We start from the raw sequence: 11,820 nt of genomic DNA, 5'->3' as shown, positions 1-11,820 counted from the left end.
CTAGTATTATAAAAAACTGTTACCCATGTCTCCGAACACCTGTAACCTATGTCCCCGGTCTGTACACCCTTTTCCCAAGGGGGAAATTAATGGCAAAGCCAGACCACCACGTCGGGTTCATGCACGCGTTGCGTGCGCCCTACCCTTCCTTTCCGGCTATTGTCTGATACCGACCTGCTTCTAGTTTAAACGAACCCTGATTTATTTTATGTATTTCTGAAAGGCGAGTGATTCAGGAAAAGGGCAAAAAAAGCGGGACTCCCTCTTCCGAGGGAGCCCCGCTGTGATTGTCCTGATTGCTTCCGGACAGTGACTCTTCGGGTGATTAGCCCTGGGAGTACTGCGGAAGGAGGAAGCGATGGCGCATCGTGTACTTGAACGGAGTCGAGTACAGGATCGAGCCAAAGTCCGCCTCGCCCCTTTCAACCGTCTTCGTCCAGATGGTCTTGGCCGGCGGGATGATGAGGTTGAAGGTGAAGCTGATGAGACCAACTACTTCCGTAGCCGGTATCTGTCCGCCCATGAAGTCAAACGGGGTTCCGGACATGTACCAGGAGCGGATGTCAGCGCCGGTCGCTGTGCGGATGCTCTGCGGGTTCAGCTGGAAGCGGTGTCCCGTTCCGAATCCCGGCGGCAGCTCGGACGGAAGGTACGTAACTTCGTGAATGCTGTTCGTTATGTCCGGCCTGGTCGTGATACGATAGTTCATGCGGCCCCAGTCGGTCTTGCCGTAGAACGTAGGTCTTACGGAAAGAGGCTTGTCGGAATAGCGGCCGTTGGCGGTGTGGAGGATGTATCCACGACGCTCCATGAGCATGTTGAAGTAGTTGTTGTTGGTTCCGTGCTCGAAAGCGGCGATGTAAGCGGCTTTCTTCGGGAATCCGAACGGCTCCTTACCAGCGAAGATCGGGGAGTCGTTGGAAAGATACATGTAGGGGTAGTACCCGGCCTTGTAGATCTGTCCGTCGCCGGAGTCTACGCTTGCCGAGAACGTTACGCCCATTTCCATGTATGGCCCAAGCATGGTGTTCCTGTGGATAACGTACCAGAATTCGATAACGTCGTCCTGAACCTGGATCGGCTCGGGGGTTACTGCCTTCATGTCCTTCAGGTCAGCGCGGATAACATAGGCCATCCAGCGGCTTTCCGTGTAGGTGAGCGGGATGATGTCATAGTCGAAAACAGGGTCCGCTACGCCCTGGCTGATGATGTGTATCCTGTCCCTGTCAAGTGGTAACGGCGGAACTTCACCTTCCGCCAACCACGGGTAGCTATATTCATTTGCCTGTAAACCCATTGTAACTACCTCCTATGATTTTCTTCTTAAAATTTATACTTCTACTTCCTACCGCTTTACTAACAAAGGCCTGGCTTACGAGCCCTGGCTGATCGGGAACTGCTGACGCAGACCGTACTTGTACGGAGTTGCGTAGCCCCTGTAGCTGGCGGGACGCTCGTAGGTCTCGGTCCAGAGAACATTGGCCGGCGGAATGATAAGGTCGAATACGAAGGAAATAAGACCCGTGACTTCCTGGATCTTGAGTTCCGCGCCCATGTTGTCAAACGGTGTTGCCTGCATAAACCAGTTGATGGCGTCGCCAGAAGCCGTGCGGGTGTGCTCCGGCTTAATCTGGAAGCGGTGCCCCTTGATGTTGAATGCGGGCGGCAGTTCCGACGGCAGATAGGTGAGCTGCCATTCGGAGCTGGAAACATCCGGCCTGGTGATAACTTTCATGTTGAATTTACCCCAGTCTACCTTCCCATAGAAGAACGGAGGCGTTACCTGCTTGTCATCGAACTTACCCGTAGCGCTATGCATGAGATAGCCGTTACGGGACATTGCAAAACCGAAGAAGTCCGTCTCTTTATCCCCGCCATGAACGGAGCACCTGATGTAGGACATCTTCTTCGGGAAACCGAGCACACGGCCGGCGTCAACCGGAGCGTCGCCGGTGAGGTACATGTACGGATAGTAACCGGCTTTCCATACGTTACCTTTCGGGTCCTTGTAGGTGGCCGAAATCGTTACACCGAACTCGAGGTATGGCCCAAGCATGGTGTGCTTGTGGTCAACGTACCAGAACTCGACCAAATCTGCGTTCTCTCCGTCCCAGACCGTGAGAGGCGGATTCGGGCAAAGACGCTGCCTGGTAGCCGCATCTACCCTTACGACAAAGGCAGACCAACGGCTATCCGTGTAAGTCAGAGGGAGAACATCGATGTCCCACAGCGGGTCCGAAGGGTTCGCTATGATCCACGACTTTATGTCTCTCTCTATTGGAGGCGGTGGAACCTCCTTAGTGAGCTCCCAATACTTCGTTGGGACATTAAGATGACTTGGCATATTACAAACCTCCTTATATAGATTTTTAAGAACCGGATTGTTACCAACCTTTAGAGGAGAAACGTAGAAAACTACGAATCAAAGCCCCATCTCTTGTACTTATATCAAAAATGGCATAGCTGTGTCAAGAGGTTTTTTTTAAGAATTGGAAAAAAACTTAAGTTACGGGCTTAATTCCACCAAAATTAAAATAAAGTCAGGATCCGGGGGTTTCTGAATCGAGAATGGAGGTTACAGCGGAGGCGAATTCGCCTATTTTCTCCCGTATGACGAGCTCGGCGTCCGTATCGAAGGGGGTGGGCATGAGGTTGAGGATTACGAGACGGGCGCCCGCCTGAAGGGCTATGTCGGGGAGGGTGTTGGCCGGGGAGACCTGGAGCGAAGAGCCTATGGCTACGAAGAGGTCGGCCTTACGGGCGAGCTCCAGGGACCTTTGCCAGGGGACGGTGGGGAGCATTTCGCCGAAAAATACGGCGTTCGGCTTTAAAACGCCCCCGCATCCGGGGCAAAGAGGGGGGTTTTCCCCGGAAACGACCTTCTCCATGGCCTCGTCCATGGAATGAAGGGAGGAGCAGGAAAGGCAGACGACCTGGCGGAGGGAGCCGTGGAGCTCGTGCACCTCGCCCGAGCCGGCGTCCTGGTGGAGGCCGTCTACGTTCTGGGTGATTACGCCCCTGAGCCGCCCTTCCCTCTCGAGCGCGGCGAGCAGCATATGGGCCGGGTTCGGCCTCGCAGCCTGTCTTATTGGGTGAAGCCCCATGGCATATTCGTAATATTTGGAGGGGTTTCGCTTAAAGCCCTCCAGGGATACGACGGACTGGTCCATCTTCTCCCAGAGACCCGTCCCGGGGGAGCGGTAGTCAGGTATTCCGGACTCGGTGCTTATGCCGGCCCCCGTGAGGGCGGCGGCATTTTCCGAGGAGAGTATGAGATCAGCCAGCGCCTTTGCTGTATTTATTAAATCGCTCATATTTTAAAAAAAAGGGGGCGACGAATCACCCCCTTTTCTCATAACCTGGTTTTCTCAAAATTAATTATAATGACAATTTTTTACTGCAGCCGGAAACGCCCCACCCTTGAGATTGCCGCGGTTGCGAAATACGCTCCCTCGCAATGACAGATGCGGCAACCGGCCCCACCCTACTTGCCCAGTACGCTCACGACGCAGGTTATGCCGTCCATGGCGGGCTGGGCGCCGCCCATGGTTTCGATGATGCCGACCTTGGCGTCCTTCTGCTGACGCGCGCCCGCTTCGCCCCGGAGCTGCCATACTATCTCGGCCGTCTGAAGGAGGCCCGTCGCCCCTACGGGATGGCCCCTCGAAAGGAGGCCGCCGCCGGGGTTAACCGCGACGCCGCCCGAGTTTATCCAGGTGCTTCCATCCTCTACGAGCTTTGCGCCCTCCCCTTTTCCGCAGAAACCGAGTGCCTCGTAGACTATCATCTCGGCTATCGAGAAGGCGTCGTGTATCTCGGCGACGTCCATATCCTCGGGGCCGAGCCCTGCCATTTCGTAGGCGAGGTTCGAGGTTCGTGTAACGTTTTCCGAGGGGTCACAGGTGAGGCCTTTCGGGCTCGAGTACTTGCCGGACTGCGCCACGCAGCCGAGAACCTTTATCGGCTCCTTTACGGCGAGCTTCTTTACGAGGTCACCGGAGCAAAGGACCGCCGCGGCCGACGCGTCGCCCACCGGACAGCACATATTCCTCGTGAGCGGGTCCGCTATCATTGGCGAATTAAGAACTTCTTCTATTGTTATATCTTTTCTGTACTGGGCCACGGGGTTCATAGCCGCATGCTTACGACTCTTTACCACAACCTTGGCCAACTGCTCGGCCGTAACGCCGTATTCTTCCATGTATCTCTTGGCCCTGATGGCGTAGAGTCCAGGCATGCCCATACCGAGCGCGACTTCGATATCGTCTTCTTCAAGGGGGAGCGGGCCGCCCGACATAACGCGGCTAAGGTTTTCGACCCCGAGGGCGAGGGCTATGTCGTACTGACCGTATGCTATAGTCCTCCAGGCCTCCCAGAACGAAAGCGTGCCGCTGCCGCAGGCGCCTTCGACGTTTATGGTGGGCTGCCCGACGAGCCCTATTTCCTTGAGTGTTCTCTGCCCGACGCCCATGCCCTGATAGACATGGCCGCAGAAGGCTATCTCTATCTTTCTCGGATGAATGCCGGCGTCTTTTATGGCCGCCCACGCCGCCTCGCGGCCGAGCACGTGAGCCGCCTTTTCCGGAAACCTGCCGCAAGCGGTGGTTCCGACGCCCAATATGTATACGTCTCTCATTATGAAACCTCCTAGGAAAAGCTTACCGGTATTTTAAAAATTTTAGCAACTAAAGGCAAGTAAAATGTGGGACGGGGGGCAAAAATAAAAAAGAGCCCTCCCGGTATTCGAAAGGGCTCCCGATGTTTTAATTTTGATTTTGCCTGCTTTCAGCCAAAATTTACTGCGGGGTCTGCGATGCAACCCACGCGGCAACCGGCGTCCATTTCCCGGTAAGGATCAGCATTCCGGGGATGAGCAGCGTTACGATGGACTCTATAACGAAGAGCCATGCAACCGCCGGAGCCAATGCCTTTCCGAGCGAGAACACGAGCCAGCAGAGAAGGGTTAGAAGCGCCCATGCCCAGGCAAAGTAGGCATAGTATTTAAACCCGGGGATAACCGCATCGAGGTTCATGAAGTGGAGACCGTACCAGATGAAGACTACGGTCGCGAAAAGACAGAACCACCCTAAACCCTTAGCATCGTATCCATGGATAAAAATACCGGCAACCATGAGATAGATAAGAGCGAATACCGATATTAAAGCTGTTGCGGCGGTTTGCTCCAGGCCGTGCAGATGCCAAGCTGCCACGAGAATCAATATGGCCACGCCGAGATTCAGTACTCCAACCTCTTTGGCCCCGGTCTTTCCGAGCACGGTCATACCGTTACAGAAAAACACAAATCCAACGAGTAACAAAACGTACCCAAGCAATAGGTCTATTGCCATGTCTCTCCATACCTCCTATAAGTTATTTGTGTGATATACGTGGATTTCCACCTTCCACAAAGGCTATACCAACCATATGGATGGTTTTTATCACACTTGGCGAACCAATGTCAAGACTCTTTTTTAGAATTTGGCTGAAAATTTAATAAATGAGACGTACTTAAGAAATAAATTGTGAATTATGGATGTGAGTTAGTGCGGGCGGCACGGGGCCCGTGCCGCCCGGTAGAGGGCGGAAACCGGTGGTTCCCGCCTGAATTTTATGCAGATTCTTTTCTCTGTACCAGTATGACCCATTTACCCTTCTGGACTATCTCGCCCGACTGGTTGTGGACGTTTACCTCGAAGATTAAAAAGCCCATGTTCGGACGCTTGTGCTCCCTCTTTTCCACGAGCTTTCTGGTGATATGAATAGTGTCTCCGAACTTGACGGCGCCCGAGAATCTCCAGTCCTCGAGCCCCATGAAGGCTATCGTCGCGAGGCGCGGCATGGTGAACCAGAGCCCGGACGCCACCGAAAGGACGCAGAGGCCGTGCGCCACCCTGCCCTTGAACACGGTGTTCCTGGCGAACTCCTCGTCTATGTGCATGTTGTTAAAGTCCCCGGAAAGCCCGGCGAAGCTGACGACGTCAGTTTCGGTTATCGTCCTCCCGGTGCTCTTGTGCTCGGCGCCCTCTTCGAGGTCCTCGTAAAAAACCCTGGTATCTTCCTGCGGCATTGTCGAAGTCTCCTGTTTTGATTGATACGAACTGCCCGTCCGCGAAGTCGAGCGCACTAAAAAGGCTGCTCCGCGCCGCCTTTCCCCGCTCGCCCTCCTGCCTGCCCTACCTGCCCCCCTGCCCTTCTTACTTCGCCGGCCTGAACTTGGGGAGCGTAACCTCGGGCGTGACGTCGTCGAATACGACCTCGACGTCCATGCCTATCTGAACGTCCCTTACGTCGCAGTCGACGATGTTCGTCATCATCTTTACGCCTTCTGAGGTTTCGACCAGCGCCACGACGTAGGGAGGATCGTTTTTATATGCCTTTGTCGGGCCCATGTGGTGAATCGAGAAGGTCCAGACCTTCGCCTTCCCGCTGGCCTTTACCCATTCTATGTCCTCGGACATGTCGTCGCCCGGGGAGATGGCGCGCGGGTAGAAGAAGAATTCCCCCGTGGCCTTCGATCTCGGGAGCACGAGCTCGTGCTTCCTGGCCGCCTCCCAGTAGGGTTTCGTTTCCGGACGAAAATCCGGCAGTGGTTTCTCGTATGGTTTATTTTCAGCCATTGTCCTGTGAGTCTCCTTTTGATTATGAAAGGGCTTCTTTCCCTAAGAGTATCGTGCTGTGTGCGGATACGATGCCGCCGTTTCCGTGTACGAGCGCAACGTCGGCGTCCTCGACCTGACGCGGACCGGCCTGCTTTCTGAGCTGAAGCACGGCCTCGACCACGTGGTGCATCGCGCCGAGGTGCGCCTGTGACAGGAGCCCGCCGTGGGTGTTTACGGGGAGGTCCTTGCCTATCTCCATGCGCCCTTCGAGCGCGAACGCGCCGCCCTCGCCTTTGGGGACGAACCCGAGCCCTTCGAGCTCGAGGAGAACGGTTATCGTGAAGCAGTCGTAGAGGAACGCCACGTCGACGTCCTTCGGCCCTAGGCCAGCCGTTTGAAACGCCTTCTGCCCGGAGGTGTTGACGGCGTTATATATCTGGTCGAGGTTTTTGAGCGATGTGAGGTACTGGTGCGAGTATCCCTGACCCATGCCCCAGAGGTACGCGAGCGGATTCTGGATGCCGAGCTCTTTTGCCTTCGCCTCCGTCGTGACGATGAACGCGGCGCCGCCGTCGGAGATGATGGAGCAATCGTACTTGGAGAGGGGCTCGGCTATGATGCGCGAGTTGAGAACGTCGTCTATGGAAAGGGGCTCCTTGTTCATCGCGTTCTCTTTGTTGGCCGCGTGCTTACGCATCGTGACGGCCACGGCCGCGAGATGCTCGCGGGTGGCGCCGAAGTCGTGGAGGTATCTCTGTGCGGCAAGTGCGTATCCGCCGGGGGTGGTGAGACCGTAGGGGAATTCGAACTCTGCGTGGCACATTTCCCTTATGAGGGCGACCATGCCGGAAGAGGATATACCGGAGAGCGTGTTGTCGCCCCTTACGCAGAGGACGACCTCGGCCTGGCCGGAGGCTATGGCCATCGCGGCCTCGGCGACCATCCATACGGCCGTCGCTCCGCCGACGGCCACGGACGAAAAGAACCTCGGCCTTAGTCCGAAGTAGTCGGCAAAAGTAGTGCAGTGCATGAAGGTGTGCTCGACGAGCGAGAACGCGGTGACGAGTCCGTCGACGTCCGATTTCTTGATTCCAGCATCTTCTATGGCGAGCTTGGATGCCTGGGAGAGGAAATGAAAGGAACTCTTGTCGGGGATTTTCCCCTGCTCCGTTTCTCCCACTCCTGCTATAACGATTTTATTTTTTTTGAGAACTTCTCTGGCCTCTTTTGTGTTCAGCGAGCCGCCTGCCATATGTATTCTCCCCCTGTTTTTGAATTTTTGCGGAAAAATATATTAAATAGACCTCGATAAATGTCAAACGCCGGGCGAGCCGTACAGGGCCCGGCGTAGTGTGTGGCGCTGAAGCAGTGTCTCCGAAAATGAGATGCCCGGGCCGGCGTCGGCGATTCAACCCTTAGGCTTTAGTCTGCCGCCGGACAGCGATCTGGCCGCCGCCTCCGCGACGAGCTCGCATAGTGTGCCGACGTAAAAATCCCTCGCCCTGCTCTCGCTCCCCTTGGGAATGCCTTCGTAGGGGAAGGAGGCTCTTACCTCACGCGCTACTTCAGAGGGGTCGAGTGTGACGCCCTTTTCTTCGATATCGAGGACCCTGTTTATGGCTATGTCCTTACACGCCCTGTGCGCACCTTCCTCGACTATTTCTTCCATCGGTTTGATGTCTACAAGGTTGTCGTACGTCTCGAATATCCTCTTTCTGAAAATGGCGTCTCTTATGCTTTTACGAACCCTTTCTTTTTCCTTGTTCGGGGCCTTGGAAACGCCGCTTTTTGCCCCTACGTAGGTAAGGTTGCTCTCGAGGGTTCCTATACTATTTATCTTCTTCCTATATTTGTTTTCTTTGGGTGACATTTTTGTCACCCCCCCGGGTGATAATATTGTCACCCCCCGGGTGACATTTTTGTCACCCTCCCCCCTGACATTTTTGTCACCCCCTTTGGGTGTCCTTTTTTTATTGAAATTTTTCTCCGGGACGGCGGCTTCGGGTATGAGTCTACCGACGCCTATCTCGTCTTCACCTTCACTGCCGAATCCGGCTTCTTCGTCGTATTCGTCGCCCTTATTGAGCTCCTCGATGAGTTTTTGGACGAGCGGGCGGAAGTCGAATACGGTGGTGACCTGGGCCCCCGTTTCCTCGTCGAAGCGGGGAGATTTGACGAGGAGGCCGAGCTCTTCGAGGTCCTGGGTGATGCGCTTCACGCTCCTCTCTTCTATGCCGGATCTCTGGGCAAGGGTGGAGTAGCTCGGGAAGGGATATTTGGAGTCCCACTTGTAGGACATGATATCGATTATGAGCATGACGTGCTTGGGTTTGAGGCCTATTCTGGATCTGTATCTGAGGAGGATGTTCGGGACGCTCGTAAAACCCTCGTCGAGTATCTCTCCCCAAATCTGGACTATCTTTGTTTTGTCCTGTTTTTTATCAGACATCAGCCTCTCAGAGCAGACCCCGGACGGTTCCTTAGCCGGGCATCAAAAAGCTTGACATTTAAAAGTGAGAAAAGGTATCATTAGGTTGTTCCACCTTCCGGTTGCCGCCGTTGTTTTATGCTCAGCGCTAAAGCTTCGGCGGCTTTTTAATACCCAAGCTCAGCCATATTATATGATTTTTGGCATGTTAAATCAATCGGCGAAAATCCTTGCCCGGGGCAGCAGGATTTTGCGGTGATGCTCTGCACCGCCCTACCCTTTCGGCTTGATATAGTCGCTCGGAATTGATATAAATAAAATGGGAGCCCGGAGTTTCCAAGGCTCTTTTTTTCAGACCAGGACGAAGACCCTGCCCGGAGGTTAAAGAGCACATGAAGGTTATAGCGGTTGCCAATCACAAGGGAGGGGTCGGAAAGACGACGACCGCGGTGAATCTCGCCGCGTGTCTTGTGGAGAAAGGGGCCGACGTTCTGGTTATAGACCTCGACCCCCAGGGGAACGCCACGACGCATCTCGGTTTTAGTCCGAACGATTTCGAGATGACGATAAACGACGTGCTCACGGATCCTACGAGCAAGACCGACATAAACGGGATAGTGATAGAGCACGGGACGAAGGGGCTTTATCTCGCGCCGGCGAATCTTTCGATGAGCAGGGCCGATCTCTCGATGTCGGCGCTGATTGAGAAGGATCATCGGCTGAGAAAGTCTATTAACAGGCTGAGGAAGAGTTATGATTTTGTGATAATAGACTGCCCCCCTTCCCTCGCGACGCTTTCGGTGAACGCGTTCTTTGCGGCTGACGACGTGATCATAGCTGTGCAGACGCAGCCCATGGCGCTTGAGGCCGTAAGGATGATTGATGAGACGCTTTACGAGGTGTATTCGTCGAGGCCCGATTTTCCTATTGTGCCCTACGCGCTCCCGACCATGCACGATAAGCTGACGACGATAAGCAGCACTGTTTTGGAGGCGATTAACCAGAAGTTCAATCCGAACGTGTTTTCCCCCATACATTCGAACGTGAAATTGAAGGAAGCGAGCGGGTACGGAAAGCATATACTGGAGTACGACCCGATCTGCGCCGGGGCCACGGATTACAGAAGGCTGGCCAAGGAAGTGATGTCGATTTATGAAAGGGAAAAGGAAGAAGGGAGAAAGTACATCATCCGAAACTCCTGAGAAAAAGAAGGCGTCCGGCGGACGCCTCTCGGGGATGCTGGAGTCGATGGAGAAGCGCGGGAGCCCGGTGAACGCGCACAGGGTGGCCACGGCCTATTTCGAGAGCTTCAGGAAGGACAGGAATATTCCGAAGGAGCCCGTGGAGGAAGAGCCGCGGGTGAACGAAACTACCGCGGTAGATACCGGGGTAGATGCCGAAGGGGAAAGCGCGGTAGTTACCGCGGTAGGTAGTGCGGTAAAAAGGATCGCTGGAGAGAGAAAATCCCCTCGGGCCGCAGCCAAAACGGTGCCGAAAGATTGGGATCCCCTGCTGGCGCCTTCGGAGATGAAGGTATACGAGGCCATATATAAGGTGAGCGAGGGTTCGGAGACGGAAGGGGTGAGGATCGGGCTCAAGGAGCTCCGGGAGCTCACTGGGCTTTCCGACAAGACCGTCAGGATGGCCGTTCATTCGCTGACAGAGAAGCTTAATGTAGAGGTGGTGGAGAAGGCGCTCGGGGTATACGGAAGGAAGTATAAGGTATATGGGCCGGAAGAGGTGCACAAAAGGAGGCGCGAAGGTGGCCTCGAGGTGGACCCCGTGACGAAAAAGGTGCTCGTAAGGGCCAAGCCGGATGCTACCGCGGTAAGTAGTCCGGTAGGTATACCGGTAGATAATGCGGTATCTACTGCAGTAAGTAATGCGGTAGATACTACGGTAATTACCGCGGTAGGTAATGCGGTAAGGAGCTCAGAAAAGCGGGCCGCGGAAATAGAAGCGGTTTTCGAAAGGTATGCGGGGAGATTAAAGGAGGGCGAGGACGTTTCGTTCAGCGAAAAATATGCCGGGGTGGATGTGGGGGTTATAGAGGCGGCGGTCATATTGAGCGCGCTTAAAGGGAAGGGCGGTATTGTATCCGTGGAGGATGTAGAGCACGAGCTCGGGAGGCTGGGGGGAGGGCCGCTTCCAGCGGGTTACCTGGAGGGTCTCAGGGAGGTTTGGGAAAGCCTGAATAGGGCCGGCGGGCCCGGTTAGTCTTTTTCATTCGAAAATGAGAATGCGGAGAGTGGTCCTTTCGGCCGTGGCGGCTTTCATGGTGACGGCGGGTGATGAGGATGCGGTTTTTTGAAGAAACTTGAATACTAAATCCCTGTCTCGTCCCTTATTTTCTTAGTTTGTATGAACCATTTTTGATTTTGTCTGACTGAATTTATCCACTTCGTCCCTGTTTAATTTATGCCAGTTTCCAGCAGCGCTGGGTAGTAAGTCAAGGGCAACCAGATGCCCGTTTGCATTCGTTCACTCAAGGGAGAGGGAAAAAATAGATTCTGGATCGAATCCGGAATGACGGATTAAAAACAGAAAACGAAATCCCCCCTGACCCCTCCGGCTTCGCATGGCTTTCAGGCTTCGCAAAGCTTCGCCCCGACAAGCGCCGCGACAGGCCTTTTCCTAAGGGGGGAAGAAAAGATTGCAAGCAAAGGATTAGATCCTGAATCAAGTTCAGGATGACGGATCAAAAGAAGATTGCCGCGGGTGCTTCGCACCCTCGCAATTGTAGATGTTAAGTAATTCGGGGACAGGATTTAAGGAACTCTGCCGGGGGGATAC

Annotated in this window: 11 protein-coding genes; 2 read left to right on the top strand and 9 right to left on the bottom strand. The window is 54.5% G+C overall.

Annotation, left to right across the window (positions count from 1 at the left end; genetic code table 11):
- Positions 1-325 precede the first annotated feature (325 nt).
- From PKC29_14990 to PKC29_14950, 9 genes are all read right to left on the bottom strand, one after another.
- Positions 326-1,297, bottom strand: coding sequence for an acetoacetate decarboxylase family protein (locus tag PKC29_14990; protein ID HML96727.1), 972 nt, complete (start codon positions 1,295-1,297; stop codon positions 326-328).
- A gap of 75 nt (positions 1,298-1,372) precedes the next feature.
- Positions 1,373-2,344, bottom strand: a complete 972-nt coding sequence (locus PKC29_14985) for an acetoacetate decarboxylase family protein (GenBank protein HML96726.1) — start codon at positions 2,342-2,344, stop codon at positions 1,373-1,375.
- A gap of 196 nt (positions 2,345-2,540) precedes the next feature.
- A complete protein-coding gene (locus PKC29_14980; GenBank protein ID HML96725.1) occupies positions 2,541-3,314 on the bottom strand; it encodes an NAD-dependent deacylase in 774 nt (257 codons plus the stop codon).
- 170 nt (positions 3,315-3,484) lie between these two features.
- Positions 3,485-4,636, bottom strand: a complete 1,152-nt coding sequence (locus PKC29_14975; protein HML96724.1) for a thiolase family protein — start codon at positions 4,634-4,636, stop codon at positions 3,485-3,487.
- Positions 4,637-4,796: 160 nt separating this feature from the next.
- On the bottom strand, positions 4,797-5,348 hold the full coding sequence (locus tag PKC29_14970) for an AmiS/UreI family transporter (GenBank protein ID HML96723.1): 552 nt from the start codon (positions 5,346-5,348) through the stop codon (positions 4,797-4,799).
- 260 nt (positions 5,349-5,608) lie between these two features.
- On the bottom strand, positions 5,609-6,067 hold the full coding sequence (locus PKC29_14965; protein HML96722.1) for a MaoC/PaaZ C-terminal domain-containing protein: 459 nt from the start codon (positions 6,065-6,067) through the stop codon (positions 5,609-5,611).
- Between the two features lie 127 nt (positions 6,068-6,194).
- Positions 6,195-6,617 (bottom strand): OB-fold domain-containing protein, encoded by a 423-nt coding sequence (locus PKC29_14960; protein HML96721.1) that lies wholly within the window; start codon positions 6,615-6,617, stop codon positions 6,195-6,197.
- A gap of 22 nt (positions 6,618-6,639) precedes the next feature.
- Positions 6,640-7,851 carry a thiolase family protein gene (locus PKC29_14955; GenBank protein HML96720.1) on the bottom strand — a complete coding sequence of 404 codons (1,212 nt, stop codon included), beginning with the start codon at positions 7,849-7,851 and terminating at the stop codon, positions 6,640-6,642.
- A 156-nt stretch (positions 7,852-8,007) separates the two neighbouring features.
- Positions 8,008-9,048 (bottom strand): helix-turn-helix domain-containing protein, encoded by a 1,041-nt coding sequence (locus PKC29_14950; GenBank protein ID HML96719.1) that lies wholly within the window; start codon positions 9,046-9,048, stop codon positions 8,008-8,010.
- Between the two features lie 371 nt (positions 9,049-9,419).
- Between PKC29_14950 and PKC29_14945 the strand changes: the two genes are divergently transcribed.
- Both PKC29_14945 and PKC29_14940 read left to right on the top strand, forming a co-directional pair.
- Positions 9,420-10,229, top strand: coding sequence for a ParA family protein (locus tag PKC29_14945; GenBank protein ID HML96718.1), 810 nt, complete (start codon positions 9,420-9,422; stop codon positions 10,227-10,229).
- Positions 10,180-11,244, top strand: a complete 1,065-nt coding sequence (locus PKC29_14940; GenBank protein ID HML96717.1) for a hypothetical protein — start codon at positions 10,180-10,182, stop codon at positions 11,242-11,244. Before PKC29_14945 ends, PKC29_14940 begins: the two co-directional genes overlap by 50 nt.
- The last annotated feature ends 576 nt before the right edge of the window (positions 11,245-11,820 follow it).

Source organism: Thermodesulfobacteriota bacterium (assembly GCA_035325995.1).
Classification (GTDB): Bacteria; Desulfobacterota_D; UBA1144; order Nemesobacterales; family UBA2774; genus JADLGH01.
This window is presented reverse-complemented; position numbering and strand designations above follow the sequence as displayed.

Coding starts and splice junctions, on each gene's coding strand:
- PKC29_14990 (HML96727.1), bottom strand. CDS start 1,297: ATGGGTTTACAGGCAAATGAATATAGCTACCCGTGGTTGGCGGAAGGT.
- PKC29_14985 (HML96726.1), bottom strand. CDS start 2,344: ATGCCAAGTCATCTTAATGTCCCAACGAAGTATTGGGAGCTCACTAAG.
- PKC29_14980 (HML96725.1), bottom strand. CDS start 3,314: ATGAGCGATTTAATAAATACAGCAAAGGCGCTGGCTGATCTCATACTC.
- PKC29_14975 (HML96724.1), bottom strand. CDS start 4,636: ATGAGAGACGTATACATATTGGGCGTCGGAACCACCGCTTGCGGCAGG.
- PKC29_14970 (HML96723.1), bottom strand. CDS start 5,348: ATGGCAATAGACCTATTGCTTGGGTACGTTTTGTTACTCGTTGGATTT.
- PKC29_14965 (HML96722.1), bottom strand. CDS start 6,067: ATGCCGCAGGAAGATACCAGGGTTTTTTACGAGGACCTCGAAGAGGGC.
- PKC29_14960 (HML96721.1), bottom strand. CDS start 6,617: ATGGCTGAAAATAAACCATACGAGAAACCACTGCCGGATTTTCGTCCG.
- PKC29_14955 (HML96720.1), bottom strand. CDS start 7,851: ATGGCAGGCGGCTCGCTGAACACAAAAGAGGCCAGAGAAGTTCTCAAA.
- PKC29_14950 (HML96719.1), bottom strand. CDS start 9,048: ATGTCTGATAAAAAACAGGACAAAACAAAGATAGTCCAGATTTGGGGA.
- PKC29_14945 (HML96718.1), top strand. CDS start 9,420: ATGAAGGTTATAGCGGTTGCCAATCACAAGGGAGGGGTCGGAAAGACG.
- PKC29_14940 (HML96717.1), top strand. CDS start 10,180: ATGAAAGGGAAAAGGAAGAAGGGAGAAAGTACATCATCCGAAACTCCT.